The sequence below is a fragment of the Janthinobacterium sp. GL_088 genome (assembly GCF_057837845.1).
In genome coordinates this window covers 1,981,808-1,999,924 of sequence record NZ_CM174453.1, presented here as the reverse complement: position 1 = coordinate 1,999,924, position 18,117 = coordinate 1,981,808, and the positions used below count along the sequence as shown (strand labels likewise).

Below are 18,117 nucleotides of genomic sequence, written 5' to 3'. Positions count from 1 at the left end.
GCCCCATCTTTTTTCCCTTTTTCAGGAGTCGCGCCGTGTCCTTGCCTTTCCCATACCATCCCCTGTTTGCCGCCGTCCTCGTGGCGAGCGGCGCCGCACTGGCGCCCCTGTCCGCCCTGGCGCAACACCGTGACGCCGCCCAAGCCGTGCAGGAGTACGACATCCCCGCCGGTGCGCTGGCCGCCAGCCTGAATACAATCGCGCGCCAGGCCGGCGTGGTGCTGACCATGGACGCCACCCTGGCGGCCAACCGCAGCGCCGCCGCCGTGCGCGGCCGCTACGATGCGGCGCAAGCGCTGCGGCTGGCATTGTCCGGCAGCGGCCTGGAACTGCTGCGTACCGAGGCGGGTGGCTATACGCTGCGCGCCGCCCCGGCCACGCCTGCCGGTGCGCGCGACGCCGTCATGCCCGAAGTGAGCGTCAGCGGCGTGCAGGATGACGCCCTGCCCGGCGCCTATGCGGGCGGGCAGATAGCGCGCGGTAGCCGCCTGGGCGTGCTGGGCACGCGCGACGTGATGGACACGCCGTTTGCCGCCACCAGCTACACGGAAGAACTGCTGCGCAACCAGCAGGCGCGCAGCCTGGGCGACGTGCTGGCCAACGACCCGTCGATCGCCAGCGGCTGGCCGCGCGACAGCTATATCGACCAGCCCCACGTGCGCGGCTTCAATGTGCTGGCCGAGGACATCAGCTACGGCGGCCTGTTCGGCGTGGCGCCAGCCACCAAGATCCCCATGGAAACGCTGGAAAGAGTGGAGGTGCTGAAGGGCACCTCGGCCTTCCTGGCCGGCATCGCGCCCGGCGGCAGCATCGGCGCCATCATCAACCTGGTGCCCAAGCGCGCGGGCGACGCGCCGCTCACGCGCCTGACGGGCAGCTACGATTCGCGCGCGCAGTTCGGCGCCCATCTGGACGTGGGCCGCCGCTTCGGCGACAACAGGCAGTTCGGCGTGCGCGCCAATGCCGTGTACCGCGACGGCGAAACGGCGCTGAAGGGCAGCGACAAGACCATGGGCACGGCCAGCCTGGGACTCGACTACCGGGGCGGCGCCCTGCGCGCCTCGCTCGATCTCGGCTACGACCACCTCGACATGCGGCGTGGCGGCTGGTGGTACTTCCTCGATTCGAACGGCTTCGACATCCCCAAGCCACCGACGCGCAACACCACGCAACGATGGAACTACGCCAAATCGACCACCGAATTCGGCATGGCCAGGATCGAATACGATCTCGCGCCCGGATTGACGGCCTACGCCGCGCTGGGCGCCCAGCATGCGCAGCAGGACAAACTGTCGCCCGAACCCATCATCGGCAACAGCGCAGGCGACTTTACCGAATACTTTTCATCGCGCCCTTCGCTGACCAAGTCGCGCTCCGGTGAAGCGGGTTTGCGCGGCGTGCTCAGGACGGGCGCCCTGACGCATGAACTGCACGCGGGCGCCAGCGGCACGTGGCAGAAAATCTACAGCGCGCGCGAATACAACGGAGAACTCAACTCCAATCTGTATGCGCCCGTGTTTGTCGATGCACCGGTATTTACCAGCCGCCTGGGCGCGCTGCCGCTGACGTCGCAGAGCACGCTGACCAGCTTTGCCATCGCCGACACCATCACCATGCTGGACGGCCGCTTGCAACTGATGGGCGGCGCGCGCCACCAGCGCGTCGATGTGGCCAGCTACCGCAACGGCGTAAAAACGGCCTACGACAAGAGCGCGCTGACGCCAGGCGTGGGCATCGTCTTCAAGCCCGTCGCCAACGTGTCGCTGTACGCCAACAGCATGCAGGCGCTGAACAAGGGCCCGGTGGCGCCCGACATGGCAAGGAACGCCGGCGAAATCTTCTCTCCCTATAAAAGCCGCCAGTACGAGGCGGGGGTGAAGATCGACACGGGCGACTACCTGACCACCGTCAGCGTCTTTCAGGTCAAGCAGCCGAATGGCCAGCTCGACACCGCCAGCATGGTGTACGGCCTGTTTGGCGAACAGCGCAACCGGGGCCTGGAAGCGTCCATCGTCGGCGAACCCGTCAAGGGCTGGCGCGTGATGGCCGGCGCCATGCTGCTCGACGCCGTGCTGACGGCCACCCCGCAAGGCAAGTCTGACGGTGACAAGGCGCCCGGCATCTCCAGGCTGAATGTCAATCTCGGTTCGGAGTGGGATGCGCCGTTTGCGCCCGGCCTGACGCTGACGGGCAGAATCACGCATGCCGGCTCGCAGTATGCCGGCTCGGGCAACCTGCAGCAGATCCCCGCCTGGTCCATCCTCGACCTGGGCGCGCGCTACACGCTGCGGCTGCAAGACATGCGTCCGGTGGTGCTGCGGGCTAACCTGGACAATGTGTTCGACCGCCGCTACTGGGCCTCGGCAGCGGGCGTGGGCGGCGGCTGGCTGAACGTGGGCAGCCCGCGCAGCGCGCGTTTCTCGGCGCAGGTGGATTTCTGAAGGAGAGATCCGGCGCTATAATCGGCGCATGAAACTTCCCGACCTGAACCTGCTCGTCGCCCTCGACATCCTGCTCGAGGAAGGCAGCGCCGTCGCTGCCGCGCGGCGCATGCATTTGAGCGCGCCGGCCATGAGCCGCACCCTGGCGCGCATCCGCGACGCCATCGGCGACCCCGTCTTCGTGCGCTCCGGGCGCGGCCTGGCGCCCACGCCGCGCGCGCTGGAATTGCGCGAGCAGGTGCGTGGCGTGGTGGAGCAGGCGCACGCCATCTTCACCTCGGGCCGCGAAGTGGACCTGCGCACCCTGGAACGCACCTTCAGCCTGTGCGCCAACGACGTGTTTGTCGGCGCCTACGGCGGCAAGCTGCGCGACCTGCTGGCCGTGCACGCGCCGCACACGGTGCTGCGCTTCGTGCCCGAAGGCGATGGCGCCACGGAAAACGACGCCCTGCACGCGGGCCGCGTCGACCTGTACATCAGCGCGCGGCGCGCCTTTGCGCCCGACATCAAGCTGCAGCAGCTGTTTACCAGCGGCTTTGTCGGCATCGCCCGCAGCGACCACCCGATCTTCGACGGCCCCATCAACCTCGACAGCTTTACCGAGTACGAACATATCAGCGTCTCGCGGCGCGGCCTGGCGCGCGGCCCCTTCGATACGGCCCTGGCCGAGCGGGGCTACACGCGCCGGGTTTCGCTGATCAGCCCCAACTTCCAGTCCGCCATCTTCGCCGTGGCCGATTCGCGCCTGCTGCTGCCGCTGATGCCCACGCCGCTGCTGGCCATCGTCGAGCGCCTGGGCTTGAGGCTGCGCACCTTCCAGCTGCCGATTCCCGTCGACAGCGTGGAAGTCTTCCAGGCCTGGCACCCACGCCTCGACCACGACCATGCGCACCGCTGGCTGCGCCGCATGATCAAGGAGCTGTGCGGCAGCGCGCTGCCAGAGGAATAAATCATTGCGCCAGACGCAATTCAAACTTCATCAATGATCAATTTTCATAATATTTAACGCTACCTATACTGCGTGGACTGATCCTCATCCACGGAGTTCCCTGTGTCCGCTGTCCCCCTTCCCGGCGCCGCCCCCGCGGCCGCCCCTTCCCCTCCTGCCGCCGCCCCACCTGTTTTTGGCCTGCGCCTGGCCACGGGCCTGGCTGGCGTGCTGCTGGCCGTGCTGGTGTCCGGCCTGAATGAAAACATCACCAAGGTCGCGCTGGCCGACATCCGCGGCGCCATGGGCATCGCGCGCGACGACGCCAGCTGGCTCGTCGCCCTGTATGCGGCCGCCTCGGTGTCGGCCATGGCGTTCGCGCCGTGGTGCTCCGTCACCTTTTCGCTGCGCCGGCTGACGGCCACCGCCATCATCGTCTGCATGGCCGCCGGCGTGCTATGCCCGTTCGCGCCGAACCTGTCCGTGCTGATGTTCCTGCGCGTGGTGCAGGGCGCGGCCGGCGGCGCCCTGCCGCCCATGCTGATGACGGTGGCGCTGCGCTTCCTGCCGCCAAATATCAAGCTGTATGGCCTGGGCGGCTATGCGCTGAGCGCCACTTTCGGTCCCAGCCTGGGCACGCCGCTGGCCGCCTTCTGGACCGAGTACCTGGGCTGGCAATGGGCCTTCTGGCAAGTCGTCCCGGGCAGCATCGTCGCCCTGCTGATGGTGTCCTGGGGCTTGCCGCAAGACCCGCTGCGCCTCGAGCGCTTGCGCCAATTCGACTGGCGCGGCCTGCTGCTTGGCCTGCCCGCCATCAGCATGCTGGTGGTCGGCTTGCTGCAGGGCGAACGCCTGGCGTGGTTCGCCTCGCCGCTGATCTGCGTGCTGCTGGGCGGCGGCGCCGTGCTGCTGGTATTGTTTTTCATCAACGAGTGGTCGCATCCGCTGCCATTTTTCAAGCTGCAGCTGCTGTCGCGGCGTAACCTCAGTCATGCCCTGCTGACCCTGGGCGGCGTGCTGTTCGTGCTGCTGGCCGTGATCCTGATCCCCTCGTCCTACCTGGCGCAGGTGCACGGCTACCGCCCGCTGCAAACGGCGCCCGTGATGTTGATGGTGGCGCTGCCGCAGTTGATCGCCCTGCCGCTGGTGGCCGCCCTGTGCAATCTGCGCGCCGTCGATTGCCGCTGGGTGCTGGCCATCGGCCTGGCCCTGCTGGCCCTGTCCTGCGTGCTCGGCGCGCGCATGTCGCCGGACTGGATACGCACGCATTTCTACCTGCTGCAAGCGGTGCAGATCTTCGCGCAACCGATGGCCGTGATTCCCTTGCTGCTGCTGGCCACCACGGGCCTGGCGCCGCAGGATGGCCCGTTCGCGTCGGCCTGGTTCAACACCATCAAGGGCATGTCGGCCGTCGTCGCCACCGGCGTGCTCGATGCGCTGATCACGCGCCGCAACCATTTTCATTCAACGGTGCTCAGCGAACGCCTGGGCAACCTGCCGGCCGGCGTAGACATGGCGGGAATTGCGCAGCGCATGCATGCGCAAGTCGTCACCCTGACTTCGTCCGACCTGTACCTCACCGTGGCCGCCATCGCGCTGGCCATGATTGTGATCATTCCCATCCTGCCGACGCGCGTCTATCCGCCGCGCGCCGCCTGATTTCTATTGTTACGAAAGAGCTTCACCATGCAAAAACCCATACTGCGCTCGCGCGCTTTCATCCTCGGCCTGGCGCTGCTGGCCTGCGCCCTCGCCTTTTGCGCCTGGCAACTGCTGTTCGCCCGTGGCGACGAACAAAGCACGGACGACGCCTTTGTCAGCGCCGACTACACCGTGCTTTCCCCCAAGGTGGGCGGCATCGTGCGGGAGGTGCTGGTGGAAGACAACCAGACTGTCAAGTCGGGTCAGCTGCTGGCGCGCATCGACGACCGCGACTACCAGGCCGCCGCCGCCTCGGCCCGTGCCGAGGTAGCCGGCGCCGAAGCGCAACTGGCGAATGCCCGCGCCGCGGTGCAGCGCCAGCAATCGGTGATCGAACAAGCCAGCACCCTGGTCGACGCCAACCAGGCGGAAGACAAACTGGCGCAGCAGGAACTGGCCCGTTCAACGCACCTGGCTGGCCAGGGCGCGGGCAGCGTGCAGAACGCGCAGCAGGCGCAATCGCGCTTCGATGTGAGCCGCGCGCGCCTGGCGCAAAACCGCGCCGCCCTCGTCGCCACCCGCAAGCAGACGGACATTTTGCAAGCGCAGCAAGGCGCGGCCGAAGCGGCCTTGCTGCGCGCCAGCGCCAGCCTGCAACGGGCCGAACTGGATCTATCGCATACACAACTGCGCGCCCCCATCGACGGCATCGTGGGACGCCGCATCGTGCGCGTCGGCGCCCTGGTCGCTCCTGGCGCTAGCCTGATGGCCGTGGTGCCCCTGAACCGCAGCTTTGTCGTCGCCAACCTGCAAGAAACCCAGCTGACCCACGTGCGCCAGGGCCAGCGCGCCAGCATCGCCGTCGACGCCTATCCGGGCGTGCTCCTGCACGGCACGGTGCACAGTATCGCGCCGGCCACGGGCGTGACGTTCGCCGCCATCGCGCCGGAAAACGCCACCGGCAACTTCACCAAGGTGGTGCAGCGCATCCCCGTCAGGATCGCGCTCGATCCGGGCCAGGATGGCGAACGTCGCCTGCGCGTGGGCATGTCGGCCGAAGTGCGCATCGATACGGCCATGCGCCGTCAAGCATTGACACAGGTGAGCGCGCGATGAAAGCACTGATCTTTATCACGGCCCTGGGCCTGGCCGGCTGCGGCAGCGTTGGCACCGATTTCCAGCGCCCGCACCATGATCTGGGACAGCAATGGCGCCAGGTGGAAGATGCCCGTTTCGCCGCAAGCCAGGATGGCGCCATCGAGCAGCGCTGGTGGGACAGCTTTGCCGACGCGACTTTGTCGTCCCTGCTGCAGCGCGCCGCCGGCGCCAACCTCGACGTGCTGGCGGCCGCCAGCCGGCTGGAACAAAGCCGCGCCGCGCGCGGAGTCATCGGCGCCGCGCAAGGCCCGTCGCTGGGTGCGAATGGCAGCTACAGCCGCGCGCGCAACAGCGAGCAGGGCTTGAGCGACCCGTCGCGCAACAATGGTCAGTCCGCCTACAACCTGTGGCAAAGCAACCTTGACGCAGCCTGGGAACTGGACCTGTGGGGCCGCGTGCGGCGCGAAGTGGAAGCGGCCGATGCGCGCGTCGACGTGGCCGTGGAAACGCAGCGCGGCGTGCTGCTGGCCGTGCTGGCAGAAACGGCGCGCGACTACATCGAGCTGCGCGGCGCGCAGCAGACCCTGGCCATCACGCAGCAACTGCTCGATATCGCCCGCCATACATTGAACCTGACGCGCATCCGCCTGCGCGAAGGCGCGGCGACGCAGCTCGACGAGGCCGAGGCGGCGGCCCACGTGGCCACCATCGAAGCGCGCCTGCCGCCGCTGCAGCAGCGCGAAGCGCGCCTCGGCAATGCCCTCGCCCTCTTGCTGGCGCTGCCGCCGCAAGCCTTGCGGGCGGAGCTGGCGGCGGGCAAGGACATTCCCGCCATGACCATGCAAGTGCAGCTGGGCGTGCCCAGCAGCCTGGCCGAGCGGCGACCCGACATCCGCCGCGCCGAAGCGCAGCTGCACGCGGCAACGGCCGCCATCGGCGTGGCGCAAGGCGATTTTTATCCGCGCATCACGCTCTCGGGCAGCATCGGCCTGCAAGCGATGCAACTGTCCGACATCGGCTGGGACGCCAAACGCTTTGCCTTCGGTCCGGGCTTCAGCGTGCCCCTGTTCGATGGCGGCCGCCTGCGCGGCAACCTGCAATTGCGCGAGGCGCAGCAGCAGGAAGCGGCCATCGCCTACCGCCAGACCGTGCTGGCCGCCTGGCACGAAGTGGAAGATGCGCTGTCTGGCTACCAGGCCAACGCCCGCCGCCAGGCCAGCCTCGATGAAGCCGTCAAACAGGGACGCCGCGCGTTGGGCAGCGCGGAACTGCAGTACCGCCAGGGCGGCACGGACCTGATCAACGTGCTGCACGTGCAAAACACCTTATTGAACAACGAAGCGGCGCTGGTCGACAGCCGCGCCACCGCTTCGCTGTCGCTGGTCCAGGTCTACAAGGCGCTGGGCGGCGGCTGGCAAGCCTTTTCAACCACCTCGCAAGGAAGCACGCCATGAAACCGAATCCCGCACACTTTTCCATCCACGACGTCAGCGACTTTCCCATCGTGCGCTTTCGTCCTGAAACTGCCGTCACCGGCTATGCCCCGCTGTGGGAAAACGACATGGACGCCCTGCTACGCCACGGTGTACCGTTCGTCATGCTGTTCGAAGAGGAACGCCGCGATGAAGCGCACATCGACCGCAAGCGGCGCGGCCTGTGGCTCAAGCACAACAAGGTGGCGCTGGCCACCCTTTGCCGAGGCCTCGTGTCGATCGAGGCGGATGCGGAACAGCGCGCGCGCCTGCAGGCGATGGCAGCCGGCGCCATGAAAGCGTTCGGCATCCTGCAGGAAGTGGCGGCCACGCGCGAACAGGCCGAGGCCCTGATGGTGTGGCTGCTGGGCAGCGGCCAGATGGCGCGGCCGCGCGCGGCGGACGTGTGGTGAATAAGTGAATAAATGAGTGAATAAGTGAGTCGGTCAGGCGGCCCTGCGCACCGCGCTTCTGGCAGGGATGACGCACACGTCGCCATCGCTGCTGGTGGCCGTCGTCAGGGCGATGCCGTACAGCGCAGCCAGGGCCGGCACGGCGCCGGCATCGCTGGCGATATCGGCCACCAGCTGGCCCGAACGCACCAGCAGCAGCCGGTCAAAACCCAGCAAGGCGTGATTGATGTCGTGCAGGATGGCGATGACGGCGTGTCCGCGCGCGGTGCAAAACTGCTGCAGGCTATCGAGCAGATCGAACTGCAGGCCGGGATCGAGCGCCGCCAGCGGTTCGTCGACGAGTATCAAGCCATCTTTGACATCCCACATCTGCGCGAAGATGCGCGCCAGTTGCACCCTGGCCTGCTCGCCACCGGACAAGGTGTCCAGGCGGCGCCCCAGCAAATGCCCGGCGTGCGCCTGGGCGGCCGCGTCCTGCACGATCTGCCCCAGTTGCGGGTCGACCAGGCGCGCCACTCTTCCCAGGCCGATCACCAGCTCGCACTGCAATCCGAAGGCCACGTTCGAGCCTTGCGGCAGCACGGCGCGGCACCGCGCCAGATCGGCCAGCGGCCACTGCGCCAGGGGACGGCCGGCAAGCATCACCTGGCCCGCCTGCGGCTGCAGTTCGCGCGCCATCAGTTTGAGCAGGGTCGACTTGCCGGCGCCGCTGGGGCCGAGGATGGCGATGCGCTCGCCCGGCGCCACCCGCACATTGAAGGGGCCGAAATACTGCTGGCCCAGTTGGGTGGTGGCGAAGGAGAGTTCCAGCAGGGGCGTCATGTTCACCTCTAAGCGGTGCCGTGGCGGAAGCGCCGCAACAGCATCAGGAAAAATGGCCCGCCTAGCAAGGCCGTGAAAATGCCGACGGGGACTTCCGCCGGAATGGCGACCGTGCGCGCCAGGGTGTCGGCCAACAGCAGCAACAAGCCGCCGGCCAGCATGGCCAGGGGCAGCACACGGCGCTGATCCGCGCCCAGCCAGGTGCGTACCAGGTGCGGCGCGATCAGGCCAATAAAACCGATGCCGCCGCACCAGGCCACGGCAAAACCCGTCAGCACGGCCACCAGCACGATCACCTGCGTGCGCAGCCGGCCCACGTCGATGCCCACGTGCAGCGCCTGCGCCTCGCCCAGCGCCAGCGCGTTCAATGAGCGCATCAGGAAGCGCGTGGCCCACAGCGCGCCGGCCAGCACCACCAGCAACGCCGCCACCTGGCGCCAGCTGCCGGCCGACAGCGAACCGAGGGTCCAGAAAGTCAGGGTGCGCAGCTGGTCATCGCTGGCCAGGTAGATGCACAGGCCCATGACGGCCACCGTGATGGCGTTCAGTGCCACGCCCGTCAGCAGCAGGCCGACGATGGAACCGGGCGTGGCCCAGCGGGCGACCCTGTCGAGCAGCACGCAAATGAGCATGGCGCCGCCAAACGCGGCCCCCGGCAGCAGCCACACACGCAGCTCGGGCGCCACGTGCAGGCTGGCGGCGAAGACGATGGTGGCCGCGCCCGCGCAGGCGGCGCCGCTGCTCACGCCCAGCAGCCCCGGATCGGCCAGCGGATTGCGAAACAGCCCTTGCGTCAGGCCGCCGGCCAGCGCCAGCGCGGCGCCGATCAGGGCGGCGAACAGGGCGCGCGGCAGACGGATATGCCACAGCACATACGCGCCGCCTGACAGCGCCTCGTCGCCCGCTTGAAACGGCGCCAGCCAGTCGGCCAGCGTCACGGGCACGGCGCCCGCCTGCACGGCAATGAGCAAGCCGCACGCGAGTGCGGCGGCCAGCAAGCCGCCAGCGCCCCAGCGTGGCCAGCGCCAGGGCGTGACGGACACCAGGGAGGCCACGTTCATGCTGTCATGGCTTTGGCAAACGCGGTGTCGAGTTCCGCCAGCGCCTGCGGCATGCGCGGGCCAAAGCCCAAGAGCAGCATGGCTTCCAGCGACACGATGCGGTGCTTGCGCCCGGCCGGCGTCTGCCCCAGCCCTGGCAGTTTCAGGATGCCGTCCACGCCGCCCGAGGCCTTCAAGCCCTGGTCCGTGACGAGCACGATGTCGGGCCGCGCGGCGATCACGGCTTCGGGCGTCAGCGGCTTGTAGCCGGCGAATCCACCCTGCCCGCCCATCACGTTGACGGCGCCCGCATACGCGAGCATGGCGTCGGCGCCCGTCTCGCGCCCGCCCACCATCACCTGGTTCGGCGCATGGGCGAGGATGAACAGCACGCGCACGGCTGATTGTCCCGGTGATTGGCTGCGCTGGCGCACCTTGCCCAGGGCGCCGTCCCACTGCTGCTGCAAGGCTTGCGCCAGGCGCGCGGCGGGGTCGGCACGTCCCGTGATCTGGCCCACCTGTTTCACCCGTTCGAGCAAGCCTTCGAACTTGTTATTCGCGTTCAGCACCGCCACCGGCACGCCCGCGTCGCGCACCTGGCGCAGCACCGCCGACGGTCCCGCTTCCTCGGTGGCGATCAGCTGCGTGGGCGCCAGCGACAGCACGCCCTCGGCCGACAGGGTGCGCGCGTAACCCACCTGCGGCAGCTGTTGCGCCACGGCCGGATACAGCGAGGTGGTATCGACGCCCACCAGTTCGCCCTGCGCTTCGAGCGCATAGACGATTTCCGTCAGGGCGCCGCCGACGCTGACGATGCGCCGCGCTTTGATCATCGGCTTGGCCGCGTCGGACACTGCCGCCAGCACCTGCATCGGCGCGGCCAGCGCCAGCGCGCCCGCCCCCATTTTTTTCAGCGCGATGCGGCGCGCCACGCTGGCGGCGATCATGCGGCGCATAGTTCACCCTCCTGCAGCACGCGCTCGACGACGTTGCGCCATTCGCACAATTCATGCACGCCTGGCTTGCGTTCGCCAAAGAACATGACAATGGTGTCGCCCTTGGCGTCGAACAGTTCCACCGACGTCACCAGGCCGTCGACGGTCGGCTTTTTCACCACCCAGGCGCTGGCGATATGGTCTTCGCGCAAATGCAGGTTGAAGCGCGTGTCGAGGACATTGATCCACGGCCCCATCACGGCGATCTTGTGCACGGGCCCGGAATGGATCTGGATCATGCCGGCATTGCCGACGAAGGCCATGATGGCCACCTTTTCGAGGGCGGCGTTATTGAGCAGGTCGAGCACGCAGGATTTGTCGAGCTGCTGCACGAAGCGCGGCTCGGCCAGACGCAGGCCCTGCAGGCGCGAGACCGAATATTTTTTCAGCACGGTGAAAAATTCATGCGTGTCGCGCAAGTCGGCCCAGGCGGCGCGAAAGCCGGCCACGTCGATCTGCGCGTCGGGCAGTTCGGCCGGCGGCACCGCCGCTGCCGTCACGGCGATGCCGGCCGCCTGGTCCTCGTCGGCGAAGCGCGTTACCAGCGCGTCATAGGCGGCCAGGTCGCTTTGCGGCTTGAGGAAAATCTTGTGCACGGCGTGGCCGGCGGCATCGAAAAACTGCAGACTGCGCTGCACTTCCTTTTCGCCCATCTCGCGAACGGCAAAGCCATGCGCCCACTGGCGGTAAAACACGCGCAGGTCGATGTCGCCGCCGAGCACCAGGCCCACGTGGTTGGTGTGACTAGCTTTTCGATAGACACCCGTCTTTTCATGCACGCACGAAGCGTTGCGCGTGAGCGCCATGACTTCGCCCAGCGGCTCCAGCGCGGCGATGATGGCGGGCCAGTCGGCCTGCAAGCGCTCCGCGCCCAGCAAGGCGCCATCGGCCAGCGACAGGCCCGCATGCGCGGCGATCAGCTCGCCTTCGGAAATGGCCAGTTCCTCGGCGATGTCGCGGTGGCGGGCTTTCTTTTCGCGGCGCAGGCGGGCAAATTCGCTGGCGACCAGCTCGGTATTGCAAATAGGGGGCATGCTCGTCACGGTGTCTCCTTTCAAGGCGAACACTGGCTGGCATGGGCTGGCTGGTGGTAGGGAATCTTGAAATCAATTATAAATGAGAATCATTCGCAATCAAGAGTTATTTGTGCGCGGTCAAAAAAAAGCGCCGCGACAGGAAACCCGTCGCGGCGCAAAGGAGACCGATCAATACAACCGATCAGTTCGGGAAAAAAGGTCAGGCGCTCGCTTGCACGGCCGGCATGGAAACCGGCTTGGCAGTGGGACGCTGCGCCAGCAAGACGACGGCGGCCAGCACCATGGCACCGCCCAGCAATTGCGTGCCGCTCACGGATTCCTTCAGCAAGGTCACGCCGAACGCCATCGTGATGACGGGTTCAAACGTGGAAATAATGGACGCCTTGGCCGCGCCAATTTGCGCCACGCCGGCAAAGAAGGCGGCAATCGCGATGGCCGTCGAGAACAGGGCAATGGCGCTGACGGCCAACCAGCCCGTCGCCGTGCCCGGCAAGGACACGCCTTGCCACAAGGCAATCGCGCTGTTCGACAGGCCGGCCGTGCCCAGGATCACCACGCAAGCGGCCAATGAGTGAATATTCTCGCGGCTTTTCGACAGGCTGTTGCCAAACAGGATGTACACGGCATACACCCCGGCGGCCATCAATGCCAGCGCGATGCCGATGGGCTGGCCCTGCAGCTTGCCGCCCAGGGTGATGGCCATGCCGGCAATCGCCAGCGCCATCAGCACGAGCATGCGGCGGTCCAGCTTTTCCCAGCCCAGCGCCAGCGCGAGGATGGTGACCAGCACGGGATACACATACAGCAACATGCCGCACAGGCCACTGCTGGCATACATCAGGGCATTGAAATAGCCTTGCGACTGGGCCGTGTACATCAAGCCCATCAGCATGTAGCCGGCCAGCAGGCGGCCGCGCGGCAAGCGCCAGCCACCGAGCCATACGAGCGGCAGCAACAACATGGCGGCGATGACGAAACGCAAGGCCAGCATGGTCGACGGGTTGACCCCGGACGCATATGCCGCCTTGGCAAACACTGCGGAACTGCCGAAACCGGCGGCCGACAGCAACACCAGCGCAACAGCGCGGCGATCAGACATGCTAAACCTCTTCAATAAATCGGGTAGAACGAAGAACAAGGCGGGCTGTCCGGAGCGCCTCTGCGGGCGGTCTCGCTCCTGGCTTGGGATGCTTGCGCAAAAAATCCTGCATTAATCATATTGCGGGTCACTTCACGCAGTGACGGCATCATATTCGCTTGCGCAAAATGAAACAAACCAATATTCTTCACGGATAGGCCGAATATTACTGAGGCTCAATTCTCTTGAGAGTGCCATGTCACGTCCCTTGCCCCCACTCGCCGCCCTGCACGCCTTCGAGGCGGCCGCCCGCCATGAAGGCTTCCAGCGCGCGGGAGAAGAATTGCACGTCTCGGCCGGCGCCATCGGCCACCACGTGAAACAGCTGGAAGCGTGGCTCGGCATCGTGCTGTTCCAACGCCTGCCGCGCGGCGTCGTGCTGACCAATGCCGGGCAGCGCTATGCGGCCTCGCTGGGGCCGATCCTCAACCAGCTGGCCGACGTCTCCGAGCAGGCGCGGCGCCAGGGCGACGACAAGGTGGTGACGGTGACGGCTACCAGCTCGCTCGTCTCGCGCTGGCTGATGCCGCGCCTGGGCCGTCTGCGCGACCGCTATCCGCAGATCGAACTGCGCGTGCTGGCCTCGATGCACCCGGTCGACCTGGCGCGCGATGGCGTGGACGTGGCCATCCGCCTGGGACCGGGCCGCTATCCGGGCCTCAAAGTCGATTTGCTCATGGAAGAATGGTTTTCCGCCGTCTGCAGCCCCGATTTTCGCGCCAACGCGGCCAGCCTGCGCCAGCCCGCCGACCTGCTGCGCTATCCGCTGCTGCACGACGAGCCGGAAGTGCATCTGCCCGGCGAAATCGACTGGACGCGCTGGCTGCACAGCTGCGGCGTGCATTACAGCGGCAATAGCGGCAACAGCGGCGCGCGCTTTTCGCACACCTATCTATGTTTGGACGCGGCCGCCAGCGGCCAGGGCGTGGCCATTGCCGCCAGCCCCCTGATCGGCGACGACCTGCGCTCGGGCCGCCTGGTGCGCGTGTTCGAACACGCCGTGCGCGGACCACACTGCTATTATCTGCTGCGCTCGCCCCAGGCGGAAACGCGGCCCCTCGTGCACGCATTCTGCGAATGGCTGATCGCCGAGGCGCGCGCCGACCAGGAAACCGTCTGGCCCACCGTGGAGACCGCATGACGAGCAGGGAACTGGCGCGCAGCGCGCAATACGTAGTCCAGCATGACTATGAACAGGCCACGGTGACGGCGGCCGATGGCCGGCAAGCCAGCCTGGGCGAATTCTATGGCGACCCGGCCGTGGCCTTGATCGACATCAATGAGCAATGGTGCGCCGTGGCGGGCGAGGGATTGGTGCTGTGCCGGCTGGAGCAACCGTTCGGGCAGTGCGTGGCGTATTTTCGCGAACCTGGAGCTACCGTCTGGGTCATGGAACTACGGCAAACAGGGCCGTTTGCGCTGGAGTGGCAGGATGAAGACGGCGTTTGGCACACCCTCGATTTTGACTTTGATACGATGTAACAGAACCTTCGCGACGCCTCACAAAACCGTAGCGAGCGGAAGGGAGAGGTGGCTAAGAAGCGCAACCGTACTCTAGTACGGTGAGCATCGCAGGCCGCCTATACCGACGCGCAGTAGGTTTTGTGAGGCGTTTTCAACTTACAATTTAATGAAGTGCTCGCGGTAGTACTTCAATTCCTCGATCGATTCGAGGATATCGGCCAGCGCCGTGTGCTTCTGGTGTTTCTTGAAACCGGTGGCGATTTCCGGCTTCCAGCGCTTGCACAGCTCTTTCAGTGTCGACACGTCAACATTGCGATAGTGGAAGAATGCTTCCAGCTTCGGCATGCCGCGCACCATGAAGCGGCGGTCCTGGCCAATGGTGTTGCCGCACATGGGCGACTTGCCTGCCGGCACGTATTTCTTCAGGAACGCGATCAATTCCGCTTCCGCCTGGGCTTCCGTCACGGTCGACGCCTTGACCTTGTCGATCAGGCCCGAGCGGCCGTGCGTGCCCTTGTTCCAGGCGTCCATCTTGTTCAGGGTTTCATCCGACTGGTGAATCACGAACACGGGGCCTTCGGCCAGCAGGTTCAAGTGCATGTCCGTCACCACGACCGCCACCTCGATGATGCGGTCGGTATCGGGCTCCAGACCCGTCATTTCCATGTCGACCCAGACCAGGTTCATCTCATTTGGACGTGCGGGCACGGCGGGTGCGGGGGTGGATGCAGAGGTGGGTGCAGATAAGTCGGTCGCTTGTGACATAATTCTCTCTTGGCCTAATCAAACTAAATAATCAGCCATTTTCTCACAGGCACAGAATGTATTCACTCGCGTTTTCGATTTTGTTTGTATCCGTCCTCGTTTTGACCCTGGCCGTGCGCTTCTGGCTCGCTTCGCGGCAGATCCGCCACGTGCTGGCGCACCGCGCCGCCGTGCCTGCCGAGTTCGCGGAAAAGATCCCGCTGGCCGCGCACCAGAAGGCGGCCGACTACACGGTGGCGAAGACCAAGTTCGGCTTGCTGACCCTGCTGATCAACTATGCCGTGCTGATCGGCTTTACCTTGCTGGGCGGCCTGCAATGGCTGGCGCTGCACCTGAATGAATGGATGGGGCCGGGTTCGCCCATGCTGTACCAGATCGGCCTGATCGCCGCCTTTGCCGCCATTTCCGGCCTGATCGACCTGCCCTTCGATTACTACCGCCAGTTCGTGCTGGAGCAGCGCTTCGGCTTCAATACCATGGCGCGCAAGCTGTTCTTCACGGACATGCTCAAGGGTGTGGGCCTGGGCGCCGTCATCGGCCTGCCGCTGATCTGGGTCGTGCTGACCCTGATGGCCAAGTCGGGCGACTTGTGGTGGCTGTACGCCTGGTTCGTCTGGAGCGGCTTCCAGTTGCTGATGATGGTGCTGTTTCCCACCGTCATCGCCCCCCTGTTCAACAAATTCACGCCGCTGGCCGACGAAGCGCTGAAAAGCCGCATCGAAGGCTTGATGCAGCGCGTCGGATTCGCCTCGAAAGGCTTGTTCGTCATGGATGGCTCGAAGCGCAGCGCCCACGGCAATGCGTATTTCTCGGGCTTTGGCGCCAACAAGCGCATCGTTTTCTTCGACACCCTGCTGTCGCGCCTGGCGCCGCAGGAAATCGAAGCCGTGCTGGCGCATGAACTGGGCCACTTCAAGCTCAAGCATATCGTCAAGCGCATCGCCATAATGTTCGTCATCTCGCTGGGTTTCCTCGCGCTGCTGGGCTTCCTGAAGTCGCAGCCATGGTTTTACGCGGGCCTGGGCGTCGACCCTGTTGCCCTGGCGCTCACTGGCCAGCCGACGGATGCGCTGGCCCTGCTGCTGTTCATGCTGGCCTTGCCCGTCTTCACTTTCCTGCTGGGCCCGTTGACCTCGCTCAGCTCGCGCAAGCACGAATTCGAAGCCGACGCCTTTGCCGCCACGCACACGCAGGCGGACGACCTGGTCTCGGCGCTCGTCAAAATGTATGAAGACAATGCGTCGACCCTGACGCCCGACCCGCTGCACTCGGCCTTTTACGATAGCCACCCACCGGCCAGCGTGCGCATCCGCCACCTGAAAGGGGCTGCCACATGAATACGCCATCGACTTCGCAAGAACTGGTCCAACTGTCCTGCACGCCGCGCCAGCAGGCGCTGGGCGACACGGATATCGCCACCCTGCACGCCCTGCTGCCGCAGTGGAGCTTGCAAAACGGCAAGCTGTGCCGCGACTTCGGCTTCAAGAATTACTACCAGACCCTGGCGTTCGTGAACGCCCTGGCCTATATGACCCATACACAAGATCACCATCCGGAGCTCATCATTACTTACAAAACCTGCGCCGTGCGCTACGACACGCACTCGGTCAACCAGGGCGCCGGCGGCCTGTCCGAAAACGACTTCATCTGCGCCGCCAAGGCAGACCTCATCTACCAGAGCAGCCAGGTGGCCCCATGAGCGAAGGCAAGTTGACAGGCGTCATCATCGCCGCCCACGGCCGCCACTACCTGGCCGACGTGGACGGCGCCAAGCTGCAATGCGTGACGCGCGGCAAGAAAACCAATGTGGCCGTGGGCGACATCGTGCACCTGACGCGCACGTCCAACGACCAGGCCGTCATCGACCGCATCGAGGAACGCAAGACCCTGCTGTACCGCTCGGACCAGTACAAGTCGAAATTGCTGGCCGCCAACCTGACGCAGCTGTTCATCGTCGTGGCGACGGAACCGGGCTTTGCCGACGACCTGATCTCGCGCTCGCTGGTGGCGGCCGACGCGGCCGGCATCGAGGCGCGCATCATCCTCAACAAAACGGACGTGACCGCTTCACTGGAACGCGCCCGCGAACGCCTGCTGCCGTATTCATCGATGGGCTATCCCGTCGATGAAGTGTCGGCCCGCGCCGAACCCGAGCACGCCGTGGCCACCCTGGCGCCGCTGCTGGCGGGCCAATCATCCATCCTCATCGGCCAGTCGGGCATGGGCAAGTCGTCCTTGATCAACCTGCTGGTGCCGGACGCCGACATCGCCGTGCGCGAAATCTCGGCAGCGCTCGACACGGGCAAGCACACGACGACCTTTACGCGCCTGTACAAGCTCGACGAACTGGGCGCGAACAGCTCCATCATCGATTCGCCGGGCTTCCAGGAATTCGGCCTGTACCACTTGTCCGAAGGCATGCTGGAGCGGGCCTTCCGCGAATTCCAGCCGTATCTTGGCGGCTGCAAGTTCTATAACTGCCGCCACCTGATCGAGCCGCAGTGCGCCATCCTGCAAGCCTTGTCTGAAGGCAAGATCGCCAAGATGCGCCATACCCTGTACGGCCAGCTGCTGCACGAATCGGCGCAAACGCTGTATTGAACGCGCCTGGCGCCCGCCATCGGCGCGGGCGCCAAACCGACAAAAACATTACCACCACGAATTAAACAGAATTAAATTCTGTTGTTCAGCCTGCTTTCGCGCATTCATTCCAAAACCATCCATCGCCCGAATTCGCGTTTCAGCGCCGGATTCCGGCGTTTCATCGCTTTGCGCTGGCATCGCGCAGGTCCCCTTGCTACCTTGGCATTGTCCCCGCCAGCGAACCTGCTGGAGACAACATTGGTCTAACTCCAACCAGCAT

17 protein-coding genes are annotated in these 18,117 nt (G+C 65.7%); 11 read left to right on the top strand and 6 right to left on the bottom strand.

The window, feature by feature from the left end:
* The first annotated feature begins 35 nt into the window (after nucleotides 1-35).
* The 6 genes from AC3IQ7_RS09065 (at nucleotide 36) to AC3IQ7_RS09040 (ending at nucleotide 7,993) form a co-directional block, all read left to right on the top strand.
* On the top strand, nucleotides 36-2,441 hold the full coding sequence (locus tag AC3IQ7_RS09065) for a TonB-dependent receptor (RefSeq protein ID WP_099380502.1): 2,406 nt from the start codon (nucleotides 36-38) through the stop codon (nucleotides 2,439-2,441).
* A gap of 28 nt (nucleotides 2,442-2,469) precedes the next feature.
* Nucleotides 2,470-3,390, top strand: a complete 921-nt coding sequence (locus tag AC3IQ7_RS09060) for a LysR family transcriptional regulator (protein ID WP_322429115.1) — start codon at nucleotides 2,470-2,472, stop codon at nucleotides 3,388-3,390.
* A 102-nt stretch (nucleotides 3,391-3,492) separates the two neighbouring features.
* Nucleotides 3,493-5,028 (top strand): MFS transporter, encoded by a 1,536-nt coding sequence (locus AC3IQ7_RS09055; protein ID WP_489209090.1) that lies wholly within the window; start codon nucleotides 3,493-3,495, stop codon nucleotides 5,026-5,028.
* A gap of 27 nt (nucleotides 5,029-5,055) precedes the next feature.
* Nucleotides 5,056-6,126 carry an HlyD family secretion protein gene (locus AC3IQ7_RS09050; RefSeq protein WP_489209088.1) on the top strand — a complete coding sequence of 357 codons (1,071 nt, stop codon included), beginning with the start codon at nucleotides 5,056-5,058 and terminating at the stop codon, nucleotides 6,124-6,126.
* Nucleotides 6,123-7,562: an efflux transporter outer membrane subunit gene (locus AC3IQ7_RS09045; RefSeq protein ID WP_489209086.1), complete on the top strand. Its 1,440-nt coding sequence runs from the start codon at nucleotides 6,123-6,125 to the stop codon at nucleotides 7,560-7,562. The genes AC3IQ7_RS09050 and AC3IQ7_RS09045 overlap by 4 nt, the downstream gene beginning before the upstream one ends.
* Nucleotides 7,559-7,993, top strand: a complete 435-nt coding sequence (locus tag AC3IQ7_RS09040; RefSeq protein WP_199534535.1) for a hypothetical protein — start codon at nucleotides 7,559-7,561, stop codon at nucleotides 7,991-7,993. The genes AC3IQ7_RS09045 and AC3IQ7_RS09040 overlap by 4 nt, the downstream gene beginning before the upstream one ends.
* Nucleotides 7,994-8,026: 33 nt before the next feature.
* Here the strand turns inward: AC3IQ7_RS09040 and AC3IQ7_RS09035 are convergent, their stop codons facing one another.
* From AC3IQ7_RS09035 to AC3IQ7_RS09015, 5 genes are all read right to left on the bottom strand, one after another.
* Entirely contained in the window at nucleotides 8,027-8,815 is a 789-nt protein-coding gene (locus AC3IQ7_RS09035; protein ID WP_489209084.1) for an ATP-binding cassette domain-containing protein, read from the bottom strand.
* Nucleotides 8,816-8,823: 8 nt separating this feature from the next.
* Nucleotides 8,824-9,876, bottom strand: coding sequence for a FecCD family ABC transporter permease (locus AC3IQ7_RS09030; protein WP_099380808.1), 1,053 nt, complete (start codon nucleotides 9,874-9,876; stop codon nucleotides 8,824-8,826).
* Nucleotides 9,873-10,811 carry a heme/hemin ABC transporter substrate-binding protein gene (locus AC3IQ7_RS09025; protein WP_099380807.1) on the bottom strand — a complete coding sequence of 313 codons (939 nt, stop codon included), beginning with the start codon at nucleotides 10,809-10,811 and terminating at the stop codon, nucleotides 9,873-9,875. Before AC3IQ7_RS09025 ends, AC3IQ7_RS09030 begins: the two co-directional genes overlap by 4 nt.
* On the bottom strand, nucleotides 10,799-11,884 hold the full coding sequence (locus AC3IQ7_RS09020; RefSeq protein WP_099380806.1) for a hemin-degrading factor: 1,086 nt from the start codon (nucleotides 11,882-11,884) through the stop codon (nucleotides 10,799-10,801). The genes AC3IQ7_RS09025 and AC3IQ7_RS09020 overlap by 13 nt, the downstream gene beginning before the upstream one ends.
* Before the next feature lie 202 nt (nucleotides 11,885-12,086).
* Complete coding sequence (locus AC3IQ7_RS09015; protein ID WP_489209081.1) at nucleotides 12,087-12,986, bottom strand: DMT family transporter; 900 nt, start codon at nucleotides 12,984-12,986, stop codon at nucleotides 12,087-12,089.
* A 235-nt stretch (nucleotides 12,987-13,221) separates the two neighbouring features.
* Here AC3IQ7_RS09015 and gcvA point away from each other — a divergent pair, with 235 nt between their 5' ends.
* Together gcvA and AC3IQ7_RS09005 are read left to right on the top strand one after the other, a co-directional pair.
* Complete coding sequence (gene gcvA / locus AC3IQ7_RS09010; RefSeq protein ID WP_058051030.1) at nucleotides 13,222-14,166, top strand: transcriptional regulator GcvA; 945 nt, start codon at nucleotides 13,222-13,224, stop codon at nucleotides 14,164-14,166.
* A complete protein-coding gene (locus tag AC3IQ7_RS09005) occupies nucleotides 14,163-14,507 on the top strand; it encodes a hypothetical protein (protein ID WP_489209079.1) in 345 nt (114 codons plus the stop codon). The genes gcvA and AC3IQ7_RS09005 overlap by 4 nt, the downstream gene beginning before the upstream one ends.
* A 138-nt stretch (nucleotides 14,508-14,645) precedes the next feature.
* On the opposite strand, the gene orn is transcribed toward AC3IQ7_RS09005, so the two are convergent.
* Nucleotides 14,646-15,254 carry an oligoribonuclease gene (gene orn, locus AC3IQ7_RS09000; protein WP_180287809.1) on the bottom strand — a complete coding sequence of 203 codons (609 nt, stop codon included), beginning with the start codon at nucleotides 15,252-15,254 and terminating at the stop codon, nucleotides 14,646-14,648.
* A gap of 56 nt (nucleotides 15,255-15,310) precedes the next feature.
* Here orn and AC3IQ7_RS08995 point away from each other — a divergent pair, with 56 nt between their 5' ends.
* From AC3IQ7_RS08995 to rsgA, 3 genes are read left to right on the top strand one after another with little or no spacing between them, the layout of a single operon-like run.
* Nucleotides 15,311-16,591 carry a M48 family metallopeptidase gene (locus tag AC3IQ7_RS08995; protein ID WP_489209076.1) on the top strand — a complete coding sequence of 427 codons (1,281 nt, stop codon included), beginning with the start codon at nucleotides 15,311-15,313 and terminating at the stop codon, nucleotides 16,589-16,591.
* Entirely contained in the window at nucleotides 16,588-16,953 is a 366-nt protein-coding gene (locus AC3IQ7_RS08990) for a 4a-hydroxytetrahydrobiopterin dehydratase (protein WP_322429106.1), read from the top strand. The genes AC3IQ7_RS08995 and AC3IQ7_RS08990 overlap by 4 nt, the downstream gene beginning before the upstream one ends.
* Nucleotides 16,950-17,855 (top strand): ribosome small subunit-dependent GTPase A, encoded by a 906-nt coding sequence (gene rsgA / locus AC3IQ7_RS08985; protein WP_034785059.1) that lies wholly within the window; start codon nucleotides 16,950-16,952, stop codon nucleotides 17,853-17,855. The genes AC3IQ7_RS08990 and rsgA overlap by 4 nt, the downstream gene beginning before the upstream one ends.
* Nucleotides 17,856-18,117 lie beyond the last annotated feature (262 nt).

Excerpts from the sequence above, each read along its gene's own strand:
- AC3IQ7_RS08995 (WP_489209076.1), top strand. The coding sequence starts at position 15,311 with ATGTATTCACTCGCGTTTTCGATTTTGTTTGTATCCGTCCTCGTTTTG.
- AC3IQ7_RS09005 (WP_489209079.1), top strand. The coding sequence starts at position 14,163 with ATGACGAGCAGGGAACTGGCGCGCAGCGCGCAATACGTAGTCCAGCAT.
- AC3IQ7_RS09040 (WP_199534535.1), top strand. The coding sequence starts at position 7,559 with ATGAAACCGAATCCCGCACACTTTTCCATCCACGACGTCAGCGACTTT.
- AC3IQ7_RS09025 (WP_099380807.1), bottom strand. The coding sequence starts at position 10,811 with ATGCGCCGCATGATCGCCGCCAGCGTGGCGCGCCGCATCGCGCTGAAA.
- AC3IQ7_RS08990 (WP_322429106.1), top strand. The coding sequence starts at position 16,588 with ATGAATACGCCATCGACTTCGCAAGAACTGGTCCAACTGTCCTGCACG.
- orn (WP_180287809.1), bottom strand. The coding sequence starts at position 15,254 with ATGTCACAAGCGACCGACTTATCTGCACCCACCTCTGCATCCACCCCC.
- gcvA (WP_058051030.1), top strand. The coding sequence starts at position 13,222 with ATGTCACGTCCCTTGCCCCCACTCGCCGCCCTGCACGCCTTCGAGGCG.
- rsgA (WP_034785059.1), top strand. The coding sequence starts at position 16,950 with ATGAGCGAAGGCAAGTTGACAGGCGTCATCATCGCCGCCCACGGCCGC.
- AC3IQ7_RS09030 (WP_099380808.1), bottom strand. The coding sequence starts at position 9,876 with ATGAACGTGGCCTCCCTGGTGTCCGTCACGCCCTGGCGCTGGCCACGC.
- AC3IQ7_RS09020 (WP_099380806.1), bottom strand. The coding sequence starts at position 11,884 with ATGCCCCCTATTTGCAATACCGAGCTGGTCGCCAGCGAATTTGCCCGC.
- AC3IQ7_RS09035 (WP_489209084.1), bottom strand. The coding sequence starts at position 8,815 with ATGACGCCCCTGCTGGAACTCTCCTTCGCCACCACCCAACTGGGCCAG.
- AC3IQ7_RS09050 (WP_489209088.1), top strand. The coding sequence starts at position 5,056 with ATGCAAAAACCCATACTGCGCTCGCGCGCTTTCATCCTCGGCCTGGCG.
- AC3IQ7_RS09045 (WP_489209086.1), top strand. The coding sequence starts at position 6,123 with ATGAAAGCACTGATCTTTATCACGGCCCTGGGCCTGGCCGGCTGCGGC.
- AC3IQ7_RS09060 (WP_322429115.1), top strand. The coding sequence starts at position 2,470 with ATGAAACTTCCCGACCTGAACCTGCTCGTCGCCCTCGACATCCTGCTC.
- AC3IQ7_RS09015 (WP_489209081.1), bottom strand. The coding sequence starts at position 12,986 with ATGTCTGATCGCCGCGCTGTTGCGCTGGTGTTGCTGTCGGCCGCCGGT.